The sequence below is a fragment of the Acidobacteriota bacterium genome (genome assembly GCA_016713675.1).
In the GTDB taxonomy this organism is placed as follows: Bacteria; Acidobacteriota; Blastocatellia; order Pyrinomonadales; family Pyrinomonadaceae; genus OLB17.
This window is the reverse complement of record JADJOS010000001.1, coordinates 2,460,553-2,486,099: the sequence shown is the minus strand read 5'-3', so window position 1 is coordinate 2,486,099 and position 25,547 is coordinate 2,460,553. Positions and strand designations below refer to the sequence as shown.

15 protein-coding genes and 1 pseudogene are annotated in these 25,547 nt (G+C 53.4%); 6 read left to right on the top strand and 10 right to left on the bottom strand.

Features of this window, described 5'->3' with window-relative positions:
- Positions 1–96 precede the first annotated feature (96 nt).
- Complete coding sequence (locus tag IPK01_11320) at positions 97–1,014, bottom strand: PAS domain S-box protein (GenBank protein ID MBK7934065.1); 918 nt, start codon at positions 1,012–1,014, stop codon at positions 97–99.
- A gap of 18 nt (positions 1,015–1,032) precedes the next feature.
- Between IPK01_11320 and IPK01_11315 the strand changes: the two genes are divergently transcribed.
- The gene (locus tag IPK01_11315; GenBank protein MBK7934064.1) at positions 1,033–1,407 is read left to right on the top strand and encodes a phosphomannose isomerase type II C-terminal cupin domain; all 375 of its coding nucleotides are present in this window, start codon (positions 1,033–1,035) and stop codon (positions 1,405–1,407) included.
- A gap of 65 nt (positions 1,408–1,472) precedes the next feature.
- Here IPK01_11315 and IPK01_11310 read toward each other — a convergent pair whose 3' ends face one another.
- From IPK01_11310 to IPK01_11290, 5 genes are read right to left on the bottom strand one after another with little or no spacing between them, the layout of a single operon-like run.
- Entirely contained in the window at positions 1,473–1,952 is a 480-nt protein-coding gene (locus IPK01_11310) for an HAD family hydrolase (protein MBK7934063.1), read from the bottom strand.
- A complete protein-coding gene (locus tag IPK01_11305; GenBank protein MBK7934062.1) occupies positions 1,953–2,582 on the bottom strand; it encodes a glycosyltransferase family 9 protein in 630 nt (209 codons plus the stop codon).
- Positions 2,582–2,911 (bottom strand): glycosyltransferase family 9 protein, encoded by a 330-nt coding sequence (locus IPK01_11300; protein ID MBK7934061.1) that lies wholly within the window; start codon positions 2,909–2,911, stop codon positions 2,582–2,584. Before IPK01_11300 ends, IPK01_11305 begins: the two co-directional genes overlap by 1 nt.
- Positions 2,912–2,915: 4 nt before the next feature.
- Positions 2,916–3,758: an NAD(P)-dependent oxidoreductase gene (locus tag IPK01_11295; protein ID MBK7934060.1), complete on the bottom strand. Its 843-nt coding sequence runs from the start codon at positions 3,756–3,758 to the stop codon at positions 2,916–2,918.
- Positions 3,759–3,761: 3 nt separating this feature from the next.
- Entirely contained in the window at positions 3,762–4,784 is a 1,023-nt protein-coding gene (locus tag IPK01_11290; protein ID MBK7934059.1) for a potassium channel protein, read from the bottom strand.
- Between the two features lie 141 nt (positions 4,785–4,925).
- On the opposite strand from IPK01_11290, the gene IPK01_11285 reads away from it, so the two are divergent.
- From IPK01_11285 to IPK01_11270, 4 genes are all read left to right on the top strand, one after another.
- The gene (locus IPK01_11285) at positions 4,926–7,700 is read left to right on the top strand and encodes a PBP1A family penicillin-binding protein (GenBank protein MBK7934058.1); all 2,775 of its coding nucleotides are present in this window, start codon (positions 4,926–4,928) and stop codon (positions 7,698–7,700) included.
- Between the two features lie 760 nt (positions 7,701–8,460).
- Positions 8,461–8,931 (top strand): hypothetical protein, encoded by a 471-nt coding sequence (locus IPK01_11280; GenBank protein ID MBK7934057.1) that lies wholly within the window; start codon positions 8,461–8,463, stop codon positions 8,929–8,931.
- Positions 8,932–9,130: 199 nt separating this feature from the next.
- Positions 9,131–10,360 carry a hypothetical protein gene (locus IPK01_11275; GenBank protein MBK7934056.1) on the top strand — a complete coding sequence of 410 codons (1,230 nt, stop codon included), beginning with the start codon at positions 9,131–9,133 and terminating at the stop codon, positions 10,358–10,360.
- 419 nt (positions 10,361–10,779) lie between these two features.
- Positions 10,780–12,960, top strand: coding sequence for an alpha/beta hydrolase (locus tag IPK01_11270; protein MBK7934055.1), 2,181 nt, complete (start codon positions 10,780–10,782; stop codon positions 12,958–12,960).
- Positions 12,961–13,048: 88 nt separating this feature from the next.
- Here the strand turns inward: IPK01_11270 and IPK01_11265 are convergent.
- Positions 13,049–15,177 (bottom strand): annotated as a pseudogene (locus tag IPK01_11265) (S9 family peptidase).
- Positions 15,178–15,353: 176 nt separating this feature from the next.
- A complete protein-coding gene (locus tag IPK01_11260) occupies positions 15,354–17,594 on the bottom strand; it encodes an EAL domain-containing protein (GenBank protein ID MBK7934054.1) in 2,241 nt (746 codons plus the stop codon).
- Positions 17,595–18,027: 433 nt separating this feature from the next.
- Here IPK01_11260 and IPK01_11255 point away from each other — a divergent pair, with 433 nt between their 5' ends.
- Positions 18,028–18,279 (top strand): hypothetical protein, encoded by a 252-nt coding sequence (locus IPK01_11255; GenBank protein MBK7934053.1) that lies wholly within the window; start codon positions 18,028–18,030, stop codon positions 18,277–18,279.
- 72 nt (positions 18,280–18,351) lie between these two features.
- Here IPK01_11255 and IPK01_11250 read toward each other — a convergent pair whose 3' ends face one another.
- Complete coding sequence (locus tag IPK01_11250) at positions 18,352–19,563, bottom strand: cysteine desulfurase (GenBank protein MBK7934052.1); 1,212 nt, start codon at positions 19,561–19,563, stop codon at positions 18,352–18,354.
- Positions 19,564–19,636: 73 nt separating this feature from the next.
- Complete coding sequence (locus tag IPK01_11245; GenBank protein ID MBK7934051.1) at positions 19,637–25,516, bottom strand: hypothetical protein; 5,880 nt, start codon at positions 25,514–25,516, stop codon at positions 19,637–19,639.
- Positions 25,517–25,547: the final 31 nt, after the last annotated feature.

Below are 25,547 nucleotides of genomic sequence, written 5' to 3'. Positions count from 1 at the left end.
CCTACCGCTGCCAGCCTATCCTTCCTTCGAACGCTTTCTTCCATCGAACGGATCTCAGTAAGGTCCTGAAAGGTAATAATAAGGCCGGTCGCTTGATTATTCTGCGAAAACAACTGCGGAAACGCCATATCCAATGCGAACAGCAAATCCGTCCGGCGTGTGGAGGTCAGCTTCGAATCGCGGAGCTTGGTCGCCCGCGGAAACGGCCTCAAGCGACAATTTGATCGGTTCGTGGATGTTCCCGAATAGCTCGAATATCGATCTGCCGCGTACTTCTTCTGCACGGTAACCGGTTATTTCGGTTGCCGCCGCATTGAAAGTGTAGATCTTTCCATCAAGGTCGGTAGTGACTAGGCCTGAACGGATAGACTCGATTATTCGCTCGTGAAGTACGCGTAAACTAGCTAATGTTTCGGCCGTTTCTTTGAGTTCTTCGCCCGACGACCGACGATCTGACAACCTCGAGGCAAGTAAACCGACTACCAGAAAGGCGACGACGTGAAAGCTAACGATCTGGACCACTTTCGCCGTCGGCTGACCAGAAATTGCTGACTCAAATATCCCGTTAACGGACAGCATCGCGAGTGTCGTGAGCAACGCAACGCTAATTACGGCCATAAAAAGGGTCCATAAAGGCCGAAGAAAAAAACTGGAAACACTGATCAGGACGATATAGAGACTTATATAAGGAGAAGTAAGATCACCTGTTCGCCAAACCAACCACGTTACCAATAAGGCGTCAAACAGGAATTGAATTTTCACCTGCTGTGAATAACGTCGTTCGATAATGCGAAGTAAGAAAAAATAAACTATCGTCAGTCCGACCGAAATTAGGAATACCAGGAACAAGCCTTGAGGAAACATCTCCCAGGACAACTGCAGCCGTCCGCTGTTCCATATCCAGATCGTCACAAGCAGCACGAATATCACCATTAACCGTCCAATGATGAGAGTCTGAATACTCTGCATCTTCTTTGAATTTGCGGTTGTTGATTTTTCGTCTAAACTGTTCATGCAGACCGTTTAAGCCTTATGTCAAATCAAACGGAACAGGACGTTTCACCACTGTACGACGAACGCCCTTGGGGCAGTTATACCGTTTTGGACGATGGTGATTACTTCAAGGTGAAAAGAATCGAAGTGCTGCCGGGAAAGCGTCTCAGCTATCAGCGGCATTCGCGACGGGCCGAACACTGGTTCGTCGTCCGCGGCACTGCTAAAGTAACATTAAACGGCAAGGAAATTCTAGTCCGAGCCGGCGAGGCCGGTCGATATCTCTGCAGAATCGGCACACCGCGTCGAGAATCCGACCCGTTGGGTAATCTCATCTTTATCGAAATTCAGACCGGCGACTATTTCGGTGAGGACGATATCATAAGGCTCGACGACGACTTTGGCCGCGTCTGAACAGATTCAGTTCGTACTTGTTCGGCCCAATATCTCTTCCACGGCATTCCCAAAGTGATTTGCGATCACCGTTGGCTGCACTTCGAGCAGTTTCTTTTGTTCGGGCCGTAACCGGTCAAAACCATTGCAGTACTTAGGTTTCCGTTCCATCCGGTTTCGATATCGATCTTTTTGTCACCGACCATCCACGATCGTTCTATGTTGATCTCAAAGTCAGCTTGCGCCGCTTCGATCATTCCTAATCCGGGCTTCCTGCAAATGCAGCCCTCGTCCGGCAAATGCGGACAAAAATAAAATGCGTCGATCGCACCTCCGAGCTCGATTTGCATCTGATCGTGGATCTTATGCATATCCGTCTCGGTATAAATGCCCTGGCCTATACCCGACTGATTGGTCACCACGATTACCAGATATCCGGCATCTTTCAACGCCCGAATTGCCGATACCGAAAATTCGAATACCCGCAGATCCTCAACGCGCGACAAAAAATTGACCTCTTCGATCAACGTGCCGTCACGATCAATAAATATTGCCGATTTTGTCATTTAGTGTAACAATTGAATTTCGCTGAGAGCATCGGCATCATTTCGATGATTAGTGTCCATAGTTCTAAATGCTTGGTCAAATACACGATCGACCGTTATACGGGTCATACACCTGTGATCGATCGGACATTCTCGCAACATACACGGCGAACATTCCACTGGTTCTCTCATGACCATCGAATTCCGGGAAAACGGAGCGGTTGTTTCCGGATCTGTCGGGCCAAATAGGACAATGGTCAGGGCGCCGACTGCGGGAGCCAAATGTGCCAGGCCCATATCGTTCGAGATCATCAGATCGATCTCACTAAAAATGGCGGCAACCTCATCGATGCTTGTCTTGCCGACAATACTTATCGGCTTATTAGAGGCCAATGACGCGACAGATTTGGCAACATCCACCTCATCCTTAGATCCAACAAGCAAAACATTTACGTCCAATTCCGCCTGCAGACGATCGCTCAACTCGGCGTATCGCTCTGCCGGCCAACGCTTTGCACGCGAATTCGTCGAACCGACACCAAGGGCAACAGTCCTTTTCGACAGATCGACCCCACAGTCGGTCAACTGTTCGCGCGCCGCAAATTGCCGTTCTTCTGAGATCTCGATCGTCGAGTCGAGAACACTATGCATCACTGTTTCCCGGCCGAGCACAGCCTTTTCGATGTCAATGCCGATTCGAACGAGTTCGGAAAAAGCACTGCAAGATCATAACCATCTTCTCTCAGGAACTGCGAGTTATCCAAAATGTCTTTGATCACCCATTTATGCTTGTCATATGTCACGATCTCGTCGATGAATGAAGCGTCGCGAAAAACGCCTTCCGCCCAGGAACGCGTATGCAGCGTGATCTTAGCGTCCGGAAAGATCCGACGCAATTCACGCATCGCCGGAACGGACATAACGGCATCGCCTATCCAGTTGGCCCCGCGAACAAGGATTTTCTTAATATTCGGCTGCATTCGGCTAAAAGAGCGTTCTTAGTCCATCCTCGAGAGAAATCTTGGGCGTCCAACCCAATTCCTGCGATACACGCCCAAGATCAGTTACAAAATTGAATGGTGCGGGCGACGGCAGCGGATTCTCTTCATCAACGACTGCCTGAAGACCCGAAACCTTTTCCATCATAGTGATCAGATCTCGCAGCGAACATGCATTTCGTGCTCCACCGCCCAGATTGTAGAGGCCATGGCGAATGATCGAATCGGCAAAGGCACTACATGCCTCCGAAAAGTCGTCTACGTGAAGCAGGTCACGTCTTGGCAAACCGTTTCCGGGCAGACGCAATCGTTCGCCTTTGTTGACCGCATCAACATAATGGCCAACGAAATTTGGAGAATTCCCTTCGCTCAGTGGTGCATACACTGTCGATAGCCGAAAAATACACGAACGAAAGTTTCGCGTATTTGCATAATATTCCACGTATCTCTCGGCGATCAGTTTTGACCATTCGAGGGCAGATTGCCCCGAATAATAGGTCTGGCAAGTTTCAGGCACTTCAGAAAAATTATCGGCAAACCTGCCGTAAACATCTTTGGTCGATGCGAAAACAAATACCGCGTCTTTTTTGACTTCCCGGAGAACATTGATCGTTCCTTCGACGTTTGTCCGGAAGACTTGATCGGCGGCATCCGGCGATTTGTTCAGTTCGGCCGCGAGATGTATGACGACGTCATAATCAGCGACGACCTTAACATCGTCCGCTTCCAAGATATCGAGGCCCGAGTGTCGCGAAAGGTCGTCGGCATTAAGAAAACGCCGTACGTGCGTGCCGAGATATCCGGTGCCGCCAGTGACAAGTGTCCTCATTGCTTATCTATTTGCCTCGACCAAACGCTGTACCGATTCAGCCTTTCCGATAACGATCAGGAGATCACCGTCCTCGATCATCGTGTCGCCTTTTGGTTGAAACGCCAGTTCCCCGTCCTTGCGACGGACCGCCACGACGATCAGGCTCAATTCGCTCATAATGTTCGTGTCCTTGAGCAATTTGCCGGCGTACGATGATGCCGCGTCGATCGCCACCTCTTCAAACACAAGATCGAGCGATTCGGCTACGATCGAGTCCATAAAATCAGCGATCGCAGGCTTTAACAAAGCTCTTGCCATCGATTGGCTGCCAATTATCGTCGGGGCGACCACGCGGCTTGCTCCTGCCCGGATCAGCGTCGGCTCCGCCTGTTCCTCCACGGCTCTCGCAACGATATGCAGGGCCGGATTTAGGCCGCGGGCCGTCAATACAACATAAACATTCGCCGCGTCATCAGGCAGGCAGCTTGCAAGCCCTTTTGCGTTTCGAACGCCTGCCTTGATCAAATTCTCCTCAGACGTTGCATCGCCGACAATGATATGCGAAACACCGTCATCGACCTCGTTTAGCCGATGTTCGTCGCGCTCGATTATAACGTGCGGCAGATTTTGGCGTTCGAGGTTGCGCAAGATCCGTCGGCCAACTCGACCGGCTCCGCAAACGATGTAGTGTCCTTCTAGCTTTTCCATCTCTTTCAATTTCCGGCGGCGGTCCAGACCATGCACCATTTCTGACTGGATAACGGCCTGAGCCAACACGGTCAGGGCATACAGAACCGTGCCGGCACCGGTCAACATTAATAATATCGCGAAAAACCGCCCGCCTTTAGTGACCGGCGTCAGATCGCCATAACCAACGGTCGTTACGGTTTGTGCTGACGTATAAAAACTGTCGAGCCACGAGAATCCCTCAAAATATCGAAATCCCGATGCACCGACCACAATAATGAAACCGACGATCACTGCCGCAAATGCCAGCCGCCGGCGAATGATGTGACTTAAAGTGGCGAGGATTCCGACAGTCATAGCCAAGAATTAGTTCGACATTACGGGGCAATACTCGCTAGAATATTAAAGGCACCCGCCGAGATGATAATCTCATTTCGTCTTCGTATTTCCAACCAGTAGATGCAGGATAACTTACCAGCGAAAACAACTCGTTCAAAGATGCCGCCGAAAGGCTGGGTAAATGCGCGTCGAGGTAGTGTTTACAAGGCTCCGCCTCCGTCGCGGTTCCGCCGCATCCTGAATAAGATCTTCAATCGCTACACTCTTGTGGCGTTTCTTATCCTACTGATCACGTCGTTTCTAATGTTCACGTATTTCTGGTTTGAATTCTCGGATCGCATTGACCGCAAACTGCTGAGCGGCGAGGTCTTTACGCCCTCTGCTGGCATTTACTCGGCACCGAAAACGCTTAAGGTCGATGAAGGTATCTCGCTTCAAGGGCTGATAGATTATCTGAAGACCGCAGGATACATCGAAAAGAACAACAAGGCCGACGCATCACGAAGTCGTTATGCCGTTTCTGCCGAGGGTGATGTCGTAAATATCGAGCCGGGAGTTACCGGTGTGATCGATGGCAAAAAGGTATTTCCGACGGTCGCCGTTAAGTTTAAGAAAGATCTAAAATCGGTCGCTGCGATCGGTGATATCAATACGAATGAGCAGATAAAAGAGGTACGGCTTGAGCCTAAGATGCTCAGTTCGATCGCTGCCGAAGGTGATGGCCGCCGTAAGACCGTCACTTACAACGATCTGCCCCCGCACCTGATCAAAGCGATCACCGTCACCGAAGATCGTGCCTTTTTTGAACACTATGGTGTCAATTTCCGTGGCATCGCACGTGCTCTTTGGCGGCGTTACGACGGCGAAGAGAACACGCCTTTGTCGAATCAGGGCGGTTCGTCGATCACGCAGCAGTTGATCAAGAACACGGTCCTGACAAACGAACCGACGCTCGAGCGAAAGGCCAAAGAGGCAATGATGTCGATCATCCTTGAGACGCGTTTGACCAAAGAAGAGATCTTTACGCTCTACGCGAATCAGATATATCTCGGCCAGCAATCGGGTGTGTCGATCTATGGCGTCGGTGAGGCGGCAAATGCCTATTTCGGGAAAGATGTGTCGCAGCTTTCGCTATCCGAAGCCGCGTTTATAGCGGGAATCATCCGCAGCCCGAACCGCTATAACCCTTATAAACACCCCGAAAAGGTCAGAGAACGCCGTAATCAGGTGCTTGAATCAATGACCGAGACCGGCGACATTACGCCTGAGAATGCTACGGTCGGAAAGCTCGACGCTATCGTCCTCAAACAGATCGATAACCGCAAAGATCTGCAAGGAATGCCCTATTTCTCGCAGTTTGTGACCGAGGAACTGCCCAAAGTCGTCGCCGATCCCGAAGCTGTGCAGCATCTGCGCGTTTATACGTCGATCGATCCTGATCTGCAGAAAGCGGCGTACGAGATCGTCAACAAACGGCTCGAGGCTCTCGACAAACATTTCCCGAAAAAGGAGAAAGGCAATCTCAATGCTGCCTTGATAGCGATCCGTCCGAAGACCGGTGAGATCGTTGCGATGGTCGGTGGACGCGATTACCTGGCGAATCAATTCAATCGGGCGACCGATGCTAAGCGTCAGCCCGGTTCGGTCTTCAAACCCTTTGTCTATGCGGCCGCTATCAACTCGGCATATGACAGCGGGACGCGGCAATTTACGGCCGCGACGATATTTAAGGACGAAAAGAAAACATTTACCTTTAATCAGGATAGCTATACGCCGGGAAATTTCGGCGATGTCTTTTCTAACAAAGACACAACGCTTCGTGACGCTTTGGTCAAAAGCAAGAATGTGATCACGGTCGATCTTGCGATGCAGTTGAACATCGGAAAGGTAATGAATCTGGCTGCCAAGGCCGGTTTTCCAAAGGTTGATAAGGCATACCCATCGATGGCTCTCGGAACGGCCGAGGCTACGCCGCTTGAGGTTGCGACGGCGTACACGACGTTTGCGAATTTGGGCGACCGTGTGATGCCTGCGCCGATCACGCAGGTAACACAGGGCGATGGACGCACCGTTGCGTTGCCGACGCCTGACCGCAAGACGGTCATTCGCCCCGATGTCGCCTACGTGATGGACGACATAATGAAAGATGTCATAAACCGCGGCACGGCAGCACAGGCTCAGGGCTGGGGATTTCGCAATGTACCGGGCAAGACCGCGTTTGCCGGCAAAACAGGCACTTCTCGTGACGGTTGGTTCGCCGGGTTTACGCCCGAGCTTGTATGCGTGGTGTACGTCGGGTTTGATAATAACGACGATCTGGGAATGAAAGGCTCAGATTCCGCGATGCCTGTCTGGGCGGATTTTATGAAAGAGGCTCTTGCCCTTCATCCCGAATGGAATGGCGACTGGGCGATGCCTGCGGGCGTGAGAAAGGGCGAGATAGACGTCCGCAACGGCAAGCTGATCCGCGAACTCGACGCTGTCGAAGCACAGGTGATCAAACCGAGCCCAACTCCGACGCCGATAAAGACAAACGTCGACCCCGCACTCGTCGAAACGCCGCCCGAAGAACCAAAAGAGATCTACGTGACCGACGTTCCGCCGGAGTTTCGCCGCGTTGAGCTGTTCATCGCCGGCACTGTGCCGAACAAGGCTCTCATCACGACCGACGAGACGGCCGTCGACCTCGAAGACCGCCGCCCTACGCCCTCGCCGACACCCGTTTCATCGACCTGGCAGGACGGCGTCGAACCTCCGGACGGCTCACCGTCGAATCCGGGCGGACGAACGACCGGGGACGACACCGTCGGCAGCGTGACGGTCGCCATCTGTCCGCTGACAGGCTCGCGTGCGACCGCCAAATGCCCCAAAAAAGAAGCGAAGACCTTCCGCCCCGGCACCGAGCCCAAAGATTTTTGCACCTACCACCGGTAGATCTTTGGTCCTTTTTAAAATGACCGATCGTGTTTTTTTATGTGTTTGGTCCAAATTGTGGTACGTACCACAAATAGATCAACAAAATTGATAAAAATGCTGTAATATCACGTTCTGCGACAGTTTTTTAGGGGGTTAGCGACAGTGTTTTCGGGGTCTTGCAACAAGAAAAAACAGGGTCAGCGACAATAAATAGAAGCCCAGCCACAATTCCAAATCTTGTCTAAATCAGTGTCGCTGCCTGTCGCCCGGTTCAAATTCCAACAAAGCCCCAACATCGTCCATCATTCCCATCTGAAAATGGCGATCTCCGCAAACCCATCAACACCACCAACCGGACCACACTCCCCATTCGCCCATCCACGTCCATCTCGCCCAACACTCTTGGCGTGGACGTCCTGAGGCAGAAACACGTGCTCCCCTCCTGCCGGAGGAGGGGTGCCCAAAGGGCGGGGTGGAGGGAGTAGGGCGTGTGTCTTCCTGTCGGTCAGTGCTCAATGATGCCGCAGCAGGAACACCCGCCCTACCGGTTGGGTTTCCGCCTTTGATAGCTCGCAACCGTCTTTCCGCGTTGCGTGCCAAATTGCACGGCACTATTCAGGGTCCGGTTTAACGCTTATGTTGTCTAATCCTCGCCGCCAATGGATTCGTCCCGGATGACGAGTTTCTGGATCATTGCATTGAATCCGCGATGGGCCGTCGCTTTGTCGGATTTGAATTGTGATATTCTCGTCTTGTAAGGAGAGATACAGCCATGGCTATGAATAAGAATCTCTTTTCCGCCGCGATCGTCCTGCCTTTAGTGCTTGGTTTCGGGCTTGCGTGTTCGAACATCGGCGGCAATTCGACGTCGAATACGTCGAAACCTTCGCCTGAATCGACAAAACAGTCCGACTCAAAACTGGCGAAACTCGACTCGTATACGATCAAGGGTATCAAGTTCGCCTATTTCAAGATCCCTGCCGGACTGAAGGAGAACGAGCTGATCGATGTTGCACAGAAGCTGCATGAACAGGAACCGGACACGCAGCTGGTACTTGTCGACGACGACTCGGAACTGAAAGACTACATCAGCTACGTCAAGGCGATCAGCGGCCAGGGCGAGATCGACAAACCGATGCCCGCCGCATGGGCCGACAAACATATCGTCGCCAACGTTCAAAAGTATATGAGCGGCAAATTCGTCCTCTGCAAAGGAAACGGCTCGAGCGAGATCGCCGACCTCAAATGATCACTTCTAATTGAAACAACCGCCGGGGACAACGAAAGACCACGAAACGTCGGAGTCGGACCGCTGAGTTTCCGGATGATCTCCGGGAGCTTTTCGCGGGGCACTTACGTGAAGGAATTTTTGTGTGCCGCGTAAACAGTGTGTAATATTCCGCAGTCTGCTCCTTCCGCCATTCATATCATCCAATAATAATGCCCTTATGCGGCGGCACAGATGTTGCGGTTCCTATTGCAGGAGGATAAATATATGCGAGGTTCTGTACGCCATTATCATTTCCATTCTGTTCGTAGGCGGCATCACCGCACAGTCGGCACCGCCGTCGATCTTTGTTTACGAGTCCAGCCAAGGAGGCACGAAGGCCGAAGCGGCCGCCTCAAGCCTCGAGATGCAGATATTTGACGGATTGTTCAAGAAATATCCGTGTATGGATCTAGCGGACAAACAAGGCATCGTAGCGATGCTCGGGTATCAGCGCATGCAGGAGCTTTTGGGTACTGCCGAGCCTAACGAGGAACTTCTGCGGGAACTCGGCGGTGCCGTCGGGGCGAGATACGTAGTGAAAATAAATGCGACCCAACTTCCGAACGGTACCGTCTATCTTCAGGTCCTTGTTCTGGACACCGTTACAGGCAAAGCTGTTGCCCGGCGAGACGCCCCGCCGGCGACCGATCAGACCGTGAACTCAACGATCGAGACACTAAAGGCCCAGGCACTTGCGGATATGGCCAATTTCCTGCAGGGTAAATGCGACGAACATTGGACCGGTTACATAAGTTATGCCTACAGCTTTGATGAATCCAGCTCGAAGGGGGACGAGGGGACGCCGGGCAGCTCGGCAGTCGCCCAGACCAAATTCACGGAAAGCACTACCGCGAATGACACGTTGTACGTGATGCTGAGGGCGATGACGCTTGGCTCAACTGATCCCTCGAGGCCAAAAGCTCAGTTCACCAGAGAGTTTGAGTATCACCACACGTCGACCACCGAGACTCGGGAGCAGGTACGCTGCCGGCCTCGCGGAGCCAACAGTTACTTACGCACAACGACCGAGCGTCGGAGCGAGAAAATGGATGAGACGGGCAATGTAAAAGGCACCCTTACCGTGTCCGTCTATGTGTTTGAGACCGGCGAATACCAGATCCGCCTCGTCGACCGTCCCGATATCACTACTAAATGGACCCGTGAGGATTTTGAACAGCGTCCCGGCGGCTGCGAGGATCCGCCTCCGATGACCGCTACCAGCACGGGCGAGGACAGCGTTTTCGCCGGCCCTTACAAACGTGCCGGGGCCGACATCGCGGGCAAGGTCGATCCGAAGAAGCCTGACATACTCGCGGGCACATTAAAGTTAGGCAACAAGGATGTGGGGATCGAGACCGTCACATGGAATCTCCGCCGCGTACGGCCCAAGGGCCGGAACGAGAAATAAGATCGAGGCTGAAATCAACCCCGCGACGGGAAACCGGAGTCATATCGTGCGCACATCTGCGAACCACGCCGATATAATTGTATCGGCGTTTCGCACAATGATCTGCTGATCCACTGATCCTCAAATCACGCCTAAAGGCATAATTCTTAAATTTACTGATACTTTTTTGCGAAGTCCTACGCCTTTACGGTCGTAGGATTTTTTTTTATTTGAGGAAAGGATTATGCGAGCAATATATAAACGTGACGGTTTTGGGCGAAAGGCCTTGTGTGTTGTGTTCTTTACGAGCATGGTCTTGCAGAGTGTCAGCGTGTTCGGGCAGCGTAGGCCGGCGGGGCAGACGACCGCGGCGAACAAGCCGGCGGCGGGCAAGTGCAATGGTGCCTGGACGGGCAAGATCACCTATACGCGATCAGTCGATGAACGACACCAAGACGACCCAGCGTGTCAGCAACCGAGGCAAGGACACGCGCACGATGGAGATGCGTTACAACTACAAGGCGTCGGTCGCGGTGCTCGAATCGCCCGAGCGTAACGGCACAAATATCGGCAAGGCCAATATCGACCATACATTCGTAAGCAGCGACAAGACCGAGGCACGCGAAGAGAATTCGTGTGATCAGGGCAAGACGTGGCGGGTGATGTTCGGCGAGTTTGAATCAAAGAGCGAGGCTCGCGGTCAGGCTTCGGGCGTCGAAGCGAATGTCAGCGTCGGGGTCAACAGCGACGGCACGTATGCCGTCAGCGTCGGCCTTCCGCCGATACAGGGCATGCTGAAAGGCGAGGAAAAAGCTTCGTTCTCGGGCCAGTGTAAACCGAAAGAAGGCAAAACCCACACGATGCCTTCGACACCGACCAATATCGAAGGCAATTCGCTCACCTCGGACGGCCGCGACCGCGTTGATCCGAGCGATCCTAACCAATTGAGCGGCAGCTACACCTCGTCAGGGCCCGGATTCACCGAAACGATCACATGGAGCCTCAAGAAGTGCGGTGCCCCGCTGCGCATTACGGACCTGCAATTCGAGGATATGAAATTCCCGAATTGGAACGACTGGCACGCGATCTCAGAGCAAAAAGGCACCATCGACGGCAATCTCGTCAAGATCAAAGCCAAGGTCCTCAACGAATCAGGAGAAACGAAGTACGCGAATGTCCGATTTAAGGAAACCTACAAAGGCGACAAATGGGACGGTGCCCGGCCCGATGCCGAACTCAAGGACGCCGAAGTGGGCGTGAGGATCGACGCGAATTCGGAACAGACGGTCGAGCTGTTGTGGGATTCGAGCGGCTACTCGTGGTTCGATGACGGCCGCCCGCGATTGCTGCAGCGTGTCAAGGCCGAACTCGAGGAGAACAACAAAAAGATCGACGAGATGACCAAAAATCTCAAGGTCGCACCAAAACCGCTTGTTCTGGTCCACGGCCTTTGGAGCAACGCCCAGGCCTGGTCGAGCTGGCAAAATATCCTGACGACGTCACACTCGTACGATTGGAAGGCGTACGCCGTTGGCGAGAAACCGGAAAAGGGTTTGATGAATACGGGCGGCTCGTTCCTCTCGACGCAGAAGACAAATTCGATCGGCGAGAATGCACGTGAGCTCGAAAAATACATCAGATACGCTCAGGAAGACCGCAACGCGTGGCACGTCGACCTCGTCGCTCACTCGATGGGCGGGCTGATCTCGCGCTATTACATTTCGCAGATCATGGAACCGAACACCGCCGAAGATCCGCGGCCAAAGGTCTCGCATCTCGTCATGCTCGGAACGCCGAATATGGGCTCGCCATGTGCGGATGTGATGAACGTGGTGTTTGAAATGCTCGGCGATAACGTCGAGGCGATCCGACAGCTTCGGCAGGATCAGGTCGAGAACTTTAACCGAACGAATAAGGCCCGCAAAGGCGTCAAATTCTCGGTCCTGGCCGGCAATCCGCTGCCGACAATGTGTAAGCAGATCGTCTGGAACGACGGCGTCGTGCCGGTCGCATCGGCAAAATGGAAGATCAAGGACAATGCCGAATCAAAGAGCATTCACACCGATCTGACCGGAACGTCGGACTTCTCGGCGTTCGTCAAACCGCGGCTCGCGATCGGCCCGAAAGGCGACCATATGCCCGAGGCACCGGACGCGTCGCAGTACACGGGACAGTTAGAACCACCTGCGTTAGCGGGTGGTTTAAGCCGCGGGCCATCAGCCGGTCCGGTCGAAGAGACCGTCCCTTCGCTTGAATACGGTATGAGTTCGTTTGAGATGATGAACGTTCAACCACCCGCTGCCGCAGGTGGTACTGACTCGCCGTTTGCAAGGTCGGTAAAACTCGCGGCGAAGCAGTCTGTCGAGATCGACGTACCGGTTGCGGCTGCCGCGAATTTCGGTATCACCTTTATGGCCGATCCAAAGGTGTCGGTGGAGCTGATCGACAGTAGCGGTGCGGTCGTCGGCAAGAATCTCGCGTCGTCGCCAGAGGCCCGCGGTTGGTTTCGCTCGATCTTTTACGATAAACCAACGAACGCCGGAACGTGGAAACTGCGGCTGGCTAACGAAGGCGATCTCGAATATCGAGCGGTCGTCACCACTTGGGCCAACGCGCAGTAAATCGTCGCTGTTCGCATAACACAAAAGGAGGCGGCCCCTATTGGGATCGCCTCCTTTCGTCCGTTATAAGCAGTTCTTTCGAACCGAGCTATTTGATCTTCATATCCAGGCTTTTGACAAGGAAGCCGTAGATGTCGGCTTGTTGTTGGATCTGCAGAGCCGTTGGCAAACCTGCTCCGTGGCCGCCGCGGACCTGGATGCGGATCAGGATCGGCGCATCGCCTGCCTGAGCGTACTGCATCGCAGCTGTGTATTTGAAACTGTGAGCCGGATGCACACGGTCGTCGTGATCGGCGGTCGTGACGAAAGTCGGCGGATATTTCGTGCCGGGCTTTGCGTTGTGGTACGGCGAATACGCGTACATTACCTTGAAATCCTCAGCATTCGTCGGATCGCCATAGTCGCTGCGCCATGCCCAGCCGATGGTGAACTTATCAAATCTGATCATGTCCATCACGCCTACTTGCGGGATTGCGGCGCCGAACAATCCGGGATTCTGATTGAGCACGGCTCCGACGAGCAAGCCGCCGTTCGAGCCGCCTTGTATGGCAAGTTTCGGCGTCGAGGTGTATTTGTTCTCGATCAGCCATTTCCCTGCCCACGCGAAATCGTCGAATGTGTTCTGCTTGTTCAGACGCGAACCGCCACGCCACCAGTCTTTACCGTATTCGGCTCCGCCGCGGATACACGCTACGGCATAAACGCCGCCCATGTCGAGCCACGCAATTCGCGAAACTGAAAAGCCGGGAGTCTGAGAGATGTTGAATCCACCGTAACCGTAGAGCAGTGTTGGATTTTTTACCGTTGAGCTTGATTCCCTTTTTTATAGGTCAGGAACATCGGGACCTTGGTGCCGTCTTTGCTCGTGTAAAAGACCTGTTTGACCTCATATTTCGTTGGGTCCATTTTCACGCCGGCCGTGCGGAACATCTTGCTTTGGCCCGTTTTCATATCGTAACGATAGATCGTCGGCGGCGTGTTAAAGCTAGAGTAGGTGTAAAACGTCTCGCTGTCCGACCGCTTGCCGCCAAAGCCGCCGGCCGAACCGATGCCCGGCAGTTTTACGTCGCGGACGAAAGAACCATCGGTATTGTAGATCTTGATCGCGGTCGCGGCGTCCTTTAGATAATTCAGGACGAACTGGTTGTTGATGAACGAAACGTTGCCTAGCGTGTCGGCGGATTGCGGGATGATCTCTTTCCAGATCATCGAACGGTCGAGCACGTTTCGCGAAACAATGCGGCCGCGAGGTGCGTCTTTGTCGGTCTGGAAATAGAACGTCGAACCGTCGTTGCCGAGGAAATTCCAGCTATTTTCGAGATTTTCAATGAGCGGAATGAACGGAGCTTTCTCCATGGTCAGATTCTTGAAATAGACCATGTTCATTCGCTCGGTTCCCTTGCCGACGGTGATGAGCAGCCAGTTGCCGTCTTCGCTTACTTCGGCTCCGCTGAAATAATCGCCGTTGTCGGGGCGTTCGTAAACGACGTAATCTGCGGACTGCGGCGTGCCGAGTTTGTGGAAATAGACCTTTTGAAACTTCGTTGCCTGCTTGAGTTCCTGGCCTTTCTCGACCGGAGCATAGCTGCTATAAAAGAAGCCGCTGTTGTCCTTTAGCCAGGCCGAAACCCCTTGACGATTAGGTGCGAGCGTGTCGGGCAGGTCTTTGCCGGTCGTCGTATCGCGGACACGCCACGTCGTGCGGTCGCTGCCTGCTTCCGATACGCCGTAGGCCCAGAGCTTGCCGTCTTCGGTGAAATTCGAACCGTTCAGAGCGGCAGTTCCATCTGCACGAAGCTTGTTCGGATCGAAGAAAACCTCGCCGACATCATCGATCGATTTTGCACGATAGATGACGCTCTGGTTCTGCAGGCCGTCGTTTTTGGAATAGAGATAAAAGCCGTCAGCTATCTTGGACGGAGCACTGAAACGCTCGTAGTTCCACATCGCCGTGAGTTGATCCTTGATCTTTGCACGCTCGGGAATTCCGCCGAGATATGCATCGGTGATCTTGTTTTCAGCCGTGATCCAATCGTTCCACTCAGGCGTGTCCGATTCCTCCATCCAACGATACGGATCGGCGACGCTAACGCCGTGGAACATATCCACCTGATCGACGCGTCGCGGCTTAGGATACTCAAACTTCCCCTGTGCCGGCACACTCGCCGCCACAAACGCACAGACCAGCAACAAAGCAAAGCTTCTCTTTAACAACATATCTCGCAAATTCTCCTGTGTGAATAGATCTGCGATAAGTATAATCCGTGCGGTGTTGATTTCAAAAACGGGACGGAGTTCGGACGGTCTCGTCCGCATATGTGCAAAGCACGAGGAAGTTATCGCCGGAGGAACCGGCGATGCGGACAGGAGTGTCCGAACTCTGTGGCGATCCTCTAAAATACCGGCAGATTTGCGTCAGCTATGGATTCTTGCGTTGGTTCGTCGACACGCATGAGCGGTACGGGAAGCCACGTTTTGCTTTCGTAGAGAAGTTTTTCGGCCGCGTCGGCGTTCTGTGGGCGTGCGAGCAAGTAGCCCTGGCCGTAGTCGCAGCCGAGGTTTTGGAGCAGGTTGAGCTGCGTTTCGGTCTCGATGCCTTCGGCAATGACCCGCATTTTTAGGTTCTTGGCGAGCGAGATGATGGTTTGCAGGATCTCGCTGTTCTCGCCGTTCTCGCCGACGCTGTAGACGAACGAGCGGTCGATCTTGAGGCTGTCGAACGGCAGACGGTGCAGAATGCTGAGGCTCGAATATCCGGTGCCGAAATCGTCGATCGAGAGTTTTACACCAAGCTGTTTTAGGCGATTGAGAACATTGATCGTGTGATCGGCGTTTTCCATCGCGACGCTTTCGGTGATCTCGAGTTTGAGCGAAGACGGTGACAGCTTGGACATCTCGAGGGCGTGTTCGACGTCCGCGATCAGGTCGCCGTGCATCAGATGTTTGCCCGAGATATTTACGCTGACGATCATGTCCTTATATGCCGGACCGATCTTTTGCCAGCGGGCGAGCCGCGTGCAGGTCTCTTTCAAGATCCAGATCGTGATCGGGATGATGAGGCCGCTGTCTTCGGCGATCGGTATGAATTTGTTCGGCGGGACGTTGCCGAATTCGCTGTGGTTCCAGCGAAGCAACGCCTCGAAACCGAGCAGATGGCCATCCTGCAGGTCGACCAGCGGTTGATAATTCATCGACAGCTCGCCGCGGTCGATGGCATGGCGAAGGTCGTTTTCGGTGCGAATGCGCTCAAGGAACCGATACCTCAGTTCCTTAGTAAATATAGCTACGCCGTCCTCCTTTTCCTTGGCGTAGTGCATCGCGATGTCGGCGTCGCGGAGCACCTCTTCGGGCGTGTTGTATTCGGCATCGCACGGTGCGATTCCAATGTTTACACTAATCGAGATGCTATTACCGCTTAGTGAGAAAGGCTGCGAGATGCTGTCGTAGATTCGGCGTGCGACCTTTTGAGCTTTGCCGGTGGTCTTTACGTTGCGGAGGATTATGGCGAATTCGTCTCCGCCGATACGGGCGACCATGTCGTTCGGATTGAGCATCCGGACAAAACGCTTTGCCGCGATCATCAGCACCTTGTCGCCGATCGTATGGCCGAGGCTGTCGTTGATGTTCTTGAAACGGCTGATATCCAAAAACAATACGTGAAACGATTCGGACGGATCGCGTCTGTAATCGTTTATTAACCCTCGCAGCATATCGCCGAGGTGCTTGCGGTTCGGCAGACGGGTCAGCGAATCGTGCAATGCGGCATGTTGAAAATCTCGTTCGCTCTTTCGCAGGGCGATATTCGCGTTCTCTTCCTTTTCGAGAGTGATCTTTAGCTGGTCGGCATGCTTTTCGGCCTCGCGGCGGCGCTCGCGTTCCAACTCGGACTTTTGCCGTTCGGCTTCTTCGACCTGATCGATCGCATCGTTGATCTCGCCGATCGATTGCCGATAGCTGACATACATCAATATCAGGCCGACACATGCGATCCCGGTAACCAGCACATCGGCGTAGTTGATCAGCTTGAAAACCATGCCGGCCAGTGCAGCTCCGGTGAATTGGGTGAGCGAACTCGAAAGTCCCTGAGTTTTCCAGATCTGCCAAATACCGGCTCTTGATTTGATGTTTTGGTAAACCGATACAAGGATCGACGATCCAAAGAACTGCGTCAGAGCAAACAGCCCCATTACCGTCACTAATGCCCGCGTATCGCTTTTGTTTTTTTCAAACGCCGGCAGCAGTGAGGACGCGATCAGCACACCATAGCTGATGGCGGTCACGACAGCAGCAAGTGAAGAGTTGAACGGTACGATCCAACGGCCCGTGAGCCGGCCTTTGTGTTTAAGGTATAGGCAATTTGCCAGCGTTTCGACGAACGCGGTAAAGATCGCCATCTCGCCGCCATAGACCAGGAACGCGAGGAATACGATCGAATCCGAAAAACTGATCGAGAATTTTGATCGCGGGAGCGTGAGGCTCATTCGCGGTGCGATCAGAATCGCGAACGACATCAGCAGCACATATCCCCAGCCAAACGAATCGGCCGGGAGCGTAAATAAAGAAAGGCCAGTGGCAAGAATGCCAACGCCTATCACTATTACCTTTATGTGATCCAGTATCTGATTTCTTTCCATAGAGGCATGGCCGAATTCGGCCGCCGGGCGAGGTTGTGAGGTTATGGTCGGAATGAAGAGCCTTTGCTCAACCAACATAGTTTAACATTTTTGTTTCTCGTTTATCCACATATTTATTAGGCAAAAATAGGGCCGAGTGTATACGACGTATGCACCAACAGAGTGTGTATTTTGTATACAACCTCACAAGTTACTGTAAATGCGTATCTTACGGTTTTTTAGGTTATTAGTTGGATACTAGGTATGCAGTTTAATTTTTCAATATTTATCAGCTCGAACCTATGCGACAGGGTCTGTAACTGCTCTATCTAATGATGTTAGCGGAGTGCAAAAATATTTTTCCGGCATTGGCACGGCGATTGTAATAGAGAGGGCAGAACGGAACAAGGGGTTTCGAAAAAAAATTAAAAACTGAAAACTTAGGAGAAGAAAAATGAAAAACACAATCGCAGCATTCGCACTCACGGTCATCATGGCAGCATCGGCATTCGCAAACGGCGGCATCATCGTCAGCGACCTGAACGGAGACGCACCGAAAGATCCTTGCAAAGAAACCGTCAAAGTTGACTCAGGCATCATCGTCTCCGACATCATCGGAATCATCGTTTCGGATTTCACCGGAATAATCGTCTCGGACATCCGCACATCGACGACCGTCAACTGCGGCATCATCGTCAGCGACTAACCTCACAGACCACTTTCTAACCGGGGTGCCCCACCAGTGAAACAGCTCGCCGAGAGATCGACGGGCTGTTTTTCAATTGGATGTTGTCTGGGAACGGGGCGAGAGTTTTCGAAGGGTCTCGACGGCGTTGGGCAAGACCTCGAGCAAGCGGGCGATGTCGTCGGCGGTGTTGAATCTGCCGAGACTGAATCTGATCGCATTACGTGCAACATCGTCACCATGCCCGAGTGCACGAATGACCGCTGACGGTTCCAGCGAACCCGATGAACATGCAGAGCCGGTTGAAACCGCAATTCCCTGCATATCCAAATTTATAAGCAAACCCTCACCTTCGACGCCAAGGAACGAGATGTTTGCAATGTTCGGCAGACGTGATTCACGTTCGCCGTTGAAAACGAGGTCGGAGATCTTCTCGCCGATCTCGTTTTCTAATTTTTGACGGAGCGTCATCAGCCTTGCCGATTCATCGGCAAGGTTTTCTTTTCCCAATTCGGCGGCTTTGCCAAGAGCGACGATGTTGGGAACCGATTCGGTGCCGCCGCGTAGCCCTCGTTCCTGTCGGCCGCCGATATTCTGAGAGTGAAGCCGCGTTCCGCGACGCACGTATAGTGCTCCGACGCCCTTCGGAGCGTGTATCTTATGTCCCGAAAGCGAGAGAAGATCACAGCCGATCGACTCGACATCTATTTCGATCTTGCCTGCCGCCTGAACGGCATCGGTGTGAAACCAGATCTTTTTGCCGCTTTGTTTTAACTCGCGAATACGCCGGCCGATCTCTTCGACAGGCTGCAGAGTGCCGATCTCGTTGTTGGCGGTCATTATTGAGATGAGTATGGTCTCTTCGCGTATCGCGTTGATGACATCTTCGACGCGAACAATGCCATTTTTGTAAACAGGAAGATAAGTAACCTCGATTCCCTGCTTTTCAAGGTCTTCGCAGACGCTTTTGACGGCAGAGTGCTCGATCGCAGATGTAATTATGTGAGGGATCGAGTCGCCCTTATTTCCTTGCTGACCACTGACGAAGGCTTCGATGAGGCCGCGAATGGCGAGGTTATTCGATTCGGTTCCGCCGGACGTAAAGATTACCTCGTTCGGCCGCGAATTTATAAGTCCGGCAACCTGGTGACGAGCCTTGTCGACGGCACCGCGAGCTCTCTGACCGTAAAAATGGATGCTCGATGCATTGCCGAAATCTTCGGTCAAAAACGGCAGCATCGCCTCGACCACCACCGGATCGACCCGCGTTGTTGAGCTGTTATCCAAATATATCCGCCGAAACATACGCAGATTTTAACACAACAAAAAACGGGCCGCTCCGGAGAACGCGGCCCGTATCAGCTTCAGTCGGACGTTCCTAACGCAATTTCATCGACGGATCGCCGAAGAGCATCCACGTTTGCCGCACCTCTCCGTTGAAGACGAGGCCTTTTGCACGCAGATGGGCTTCGCCAAGTGTCTGTCCTGCGAGGAGCGAAATATGTATCTCGCGTGTCAACGTTTCGTAGGAATCCGGCAGTGTAGTGCCGCTTGAGGCCCAGACCGCCACGGCCCCGCCGTTCGGATTCTTCAGGAGAGCTTCCGAAATACTGTCGGTCGAAACGTGATGACTAAAGCCGTTAAGACACGTCAGTGTGAGGAAGACCGGCAAACGGCCTGTGTTTGTCAAAGCCTCGGCGTCGAATCTGGTGAAGATATTTCCTCTCCAGATCCCGGTCGAACCGTGTCCCGAATAGCTGACAAAACGCTGACCTGAGTCGATCGCCGCCAGAAGATCGGAGCGTACTGCGGCGTCGTTGGTACCATCGCGGATGAGTTCGACCGCCGTCATCGTTGGAGGAAGTGTCTGTCGAGCGGCCGCATTAACATTGGCAAAATCAAAGCCATCCGATCGGTCCGCAGCGAATACAGCTGAATTTGACGGCGATTGCTGTTCGTAGGCGATGATCTTGGCAACCATTGCACTCAGTTGACCCGCGGTTGCGGCCGGCAGGCGGCCGATCGCCATCTCTGCCACGCCGTCATTATTTAGATCACCAAACCATTCGTCGCTCGCAGTTTCCATCGAGAGCGTATCGACGAGCCGCGTCTGCAAATGGTCAGTGTCGCTGACATAGCCTTTTTGGTCGTAGCTCGCTTCGCCCGCAAACAAGACATATCTGGGCTTCGTCCGCCATGTCGCGAACGCATGTTCGATGAATTGCCGCACGGCATGTGACGATTTCGCCCCGAAACTATATTCGTCGTAAATATCGGCAATATCTACGAGTGCAGCTTTCAGCCCTTGTGCCTGCCGGCGAGCCGTTAGAGGCTGAACCGAATCGAAGAATTCGCGAGTAGTGATCACGACAAGGTCCGCTCCATTTAACGCTTTGATGTTAGATGCGAAGTTGGGCATTAATTTCGCAGCTGAAGCCATGTCTGTGATCGCGATCAACGATCTTGTGCCGCTGCCGACGGGCGTTGCAGTCGCGGTGAACGTTCGAACATCGCCGACCGTGCTTGCTTCGCGGGCCAAGCGGACGGGGAGCTCGACCGGTTCGGCGATATCCGTGACGTCATACATACGCATTCCCTTTCGCATGAACCCGCCAACCGTCACGCTCTGTCCGCCTGCTGCAGTAAATCTGAGAGAGCCGTTGACCGCCTTGAGCAGCCGCGGATACCGGATCTGTATCCGATCGACCACGCTGACGTCGCCTGAGCCTCCAAAGGACGTGAGCCTGATCGTGTTATCACCATTACGCAGCTGTTCCGGATCAACGCTTACGCGGGCCTCGCCCTTCAACAGATGAGTGAAATCGATCGCGCCGATCGATCGGCCGTTGAGTTCGACACGAACGTGATGCGGGGCCTTGGTGATGCCCTGCAGACGGACCAGGATCTCCGCCGGCATTCCGTCAGCGACATCCGGCAGATCGATCGTTTGATCGACGCCGGCTGAGGTTACGATCGCGCCGAAGAAATTCTCTTCTTCGCCGTTGAGCAAGTTCGAGATATATATCGAACGGTCCTTTCGTTCGACGGTGGACATAAATGCCGCGGCATTTGACGGCCCGCCTTCAAGATCGGCAAATTGCGTCCGTTTGCCGATCTCACCGGAAGCGACCACGTAATATACGCGGTCCGCAGTTTCCGGCATGTCGGCACCGACGCCGTAAAATTCGATCGAATCTGAGGGATCGAACCGCCCGTCCTCGCCGCCATTGACCGTGATCGGCTGTTCGATGCCATCAGCGAATATTCGGAGGAATCGAGGATCGCTTCCGGGCTCAAGTCCATTCGCAAACAGGTCTGAGCCTGAGACGCGATAATATCCCGCGTTTCGAATGAGTATCTTTGAACCCGAGAAACCGGACAGTGCATTCTGCACGGCAGACTGATGGTTAGTTGGTTTCGACGGCGACTTTGCCGTTTCGTCTGCATCGTTGGCAGTCCCGACGATCGCCGAGTTCAATTCACGAAATGTGGGAGAATTCGATACATCAGTCATCCGCCCTTGGGGGGAAGCCGCCGAAAACCCGGGCGATGTTTCACGCTCGCCGGCCAGATCGACCGATTCGATCGTGTACGCTGCGTCGGCTGGGGCTTCGGCGTCGAACCATCTGTAGTTCTGTTCGGCGCGAAGGCTGGCACTGGTCATGAGCGCCGAGCCGGCGACGAGATTCGGCGTGACAAGCACCCGTTTGCCGTCTGTCTCGCGATATACATTGAAACCAAGATTGTCGGTCTCAAGGCCTGTTTGCCATTCGACCAGATTGCCGCGGCCGGCGTAGTGCGTCGCCTTTCCTCCGTTGAATGCAACTGCCGTCGGAGCTAAAACCTGCTTGATGGCCGAAAATTCGGACGTGTCGTTTGTCGTCAGGTCGGTCGCCGTTGCGGAGATAAAACCGCCGATCGGTATCGGATTTGGTACCGAAAAATTTACGTTTCCTGCTCCATCCGTCGATACGTTAGTGCTCGTTATGAATGTCTTTCCTTCGCCGTATCCTGACGGATCGCCGGTGGTCGAGTTAAAGAACTCGATGCGAAACGTTCGGAATGGTGTTGAATTAAGCGATCCATCGATCACGGTGGTGACACTGTTCAAAACCGGAAAATTCTGTAGGTTGTTTGCCAGATCGATATCGCCGGGATCATTTTGCGTCGGTCCGTCGTCGCCGAGATCGATGCCAAATTGAGCATTGTCGTAGATCGAATTCTGTCGGATCATGTTGCCGATACCGCCTCCGTTTATCACGATACCGGTTCGTGTGCCGCCGGCGATGGTATTCGGAGCGGCGTTTGACGAAGCGTCTTCGCCGATCTTAACGTTTGACGAATCAGTCAAATATATCGAGTAGCCATTGCCAAGAAGTGATGTGCCTGCGGCATTGGTACCAAATTTATTGTTTGTGATGATACCGCCGTTCACGTTGCCAAGGAGAACTCCGTAGAACGAACCTGAAATTAGATTTGAGTCGATGACGACGCCGCTGCCGCTGCATGTAATGCCTATACCGTTGAACAAATAGTCATCACCATCGGCATTCGTACCGATGTAGTTGTTCTGGACCATTGTCGAGATACCGGTATTGGCGATCACAATACCGTTGTACGAACTCGCGACCTGTCCTGATATGACGTTTCGGTGTGCAGTCGTGCCTCCCCCGATCGTATTTTGCGGCGACTCGATCCGAACTCCGTAAACGTCATTCTGAAGATAGCCATTGCCGGTCGCGTCGGCTCCGATGTAGTTGCCGGCGATGACATTTGACAAGGTGGTCGTCCCGGCTATGCGAACACCGCCATTATTATTTCCCGAAATGATGTTCCTCTCTGCCGCGGTCAGGCCTCCAATGACATTGTTAGTTGTGACGTTTCCGACGACTCCGCCCTGTAGTATCTCGACACCGCGAAGCCCGTTTCCGAGATCGATCAAGCCGGTCAGATCGGTCCCGATCTTGTTCCCCGCGATCTGATTGGTGTTGGCACCGTCATTGAGGACGATGCCGCTGTTAAGGTTGCCCGAGATCACGTTTCCGGCGTTCGCTGCACTGCCGCCGATCATATTGGTGTTCGCCCGGTCAAACAGTGCAATGCCGTTCGAATTGGGAATTGCGGCATTTCCGTTGGCATTGAGGCCGACGATGTTGCCTTCGATGCGGTTGTTGTTGGCCAGAGCTGAGAGTTGGATTCCCGTCTGCAAGTTCCCTGATATGACGTTTCCGGCACCGGTTGCCGTTCCCCCAATAACATTCCCTGTTGTGCCGCCAGACTCGATATTGACCCCTGTTTGATTTTGTAATGACGAGAGGCCGTCGATTTTCGTACCGATGTAATTACCCTGGATGATGTTGTTTTTCGAACCGCTCTGCAGGCTTACGCCGTGAAGAGCATTGCCGGAGATGATGTTCCTTGCAGCGGCCGTCGTCCCGCCGACCGTATTGTTGTCAGCTCCCTGCATTAGAACGCCTTGCGAACCGTTGCCCATCGGGTTCATTCCGGTCGGATCAGTGCCGATCAGATTGCCTTGCACCAGATTATTGGTCGTCGGCGAACTGTTAAAGATCAAACGCACACCAAAGTTATTGTTCGAGATCACATTGCCCGCTCCGGCAGCAGTGCCGCCAACCGTGTTGTTTGTCGCGTCCTGAATAAACACACCATTTGCGTTACCGAGCGGCATGCCGGCACTCGTCAGGCCGATGTGGTTGCCGAGGATCTGATTTCCGCTTGAAAACGCTACGGCAATACCAAATTGAGGATGTCCGGCGATGTAATTCCTCGCACCGGCAGTGGTTCCGCCAACTGTATTGCTGCTCGCAAGGATTCGAACTCCGTCAGCCTGCGGCCGAGCCGCTCCAAAGAAATTGAAACCGATCATGTTCCCCTGGACGGCATTGTTAGATGCCCCGACGCCGCTTATCTGAACTCCGAACTGATTGTTTCCGGCGATCCAATTGCCTTCGCCGGACGCCGATCCGCCAACTATATTGTCAGCAACACCGGTAATTGCGACACCGTCGCGGTTGTTTCCGAGATCATTGACTTTTGAGATGTCAAGGCCGATCGTGTTGCCGCGAACAGCATTCGTCATCGCTCCGGAACCGGTAATATTTACTCCGTCAAATGTGTTTCCGGAGATCAGGTTGGAAGCACCGGACGCTCCGCCGCCGATAGTTGTGTTTATCGCCCCGAAAATGCGGACACCGTGGGACATGTTTGGCCTTGCGAAAGTACCATTGGGATCGGTACCGATGTAATTGCCCTGGATCTTATTACCGGGCGATTGAGCAACAATGTCTCCGAGAACCGATATCCCGCTGCCGTCGAGGTCGCCGAGAATGAGTTGGCCATTGGACGATATGACGTTTCGCACATTCGAGGACAGGCCGCCGATCGTGTTATTGCTCGATCGGAAAACGCTAATGCCGCTTTCGCCGTTCCCGACCGGATTTGAAAAATTATCGAGTCCGACGTAGTTGTTTTGGATAAAATTGTTGGATGCGGGTTCGGTCATTGCGACACCGAATCGCGTATTTCCGATGATTATATTGCGCGAGACCAGCGTCGAACCACCGACGAGAACGCCATTTGCAAAGATCGAAACTCCGAGCCTGTTGGCGAGGCCCGAACCGCCGATAAAGTTACCTTCGATCACGCTTCCGTTACCGGTTCCAACTTCGATCCCGGCATCGGTCCAACGAATGATGTTGAGTCCGCGGATCATCGAATTGACGGCGTTGACCGTCAGTCCGTCGCTGAAACCCCCAACGCTCGCGCCATTCAATGTGATGCAGATCGTCGCATTGCTGCCGATCGCAGCCGTGTTCGGCAAAGCTCCCGGCTGCGAATATCCGTTGATCGTCAATGTCTCAGTAATCACAGGCAGCGGCACCGCCGGCTGAATGTTCTGATAGCAGCCGCCCGGGATATTAAAGTCGATGTTGTTGGCTCCCGGCATCGCGTTCGCCTCCTCGATAGCGGCCCTCAGTGAACATCCGCCGCCGCCGTCGTCACAAAACCCGTCTCCCGGCACCAGATCACTTCCGTCCCCAACGGTATTGACGACCAACACCGAAAATGGTGCCGTCAAAGGCGAACCGTTTCCCTGAACGGACGGGATTATCTCCGTAAGGAACGCCGGTTCGGCGTCCGACGCCGCGATCACGCCCGGCATCATACCGGCGGTCAATATTAAGCCTGAGATAATTGAAAAATATCTAATGAACTTCAAATTATTTACGATCCTCATTTCAAACTCCTTTGAATTGTCTTATCCGTTG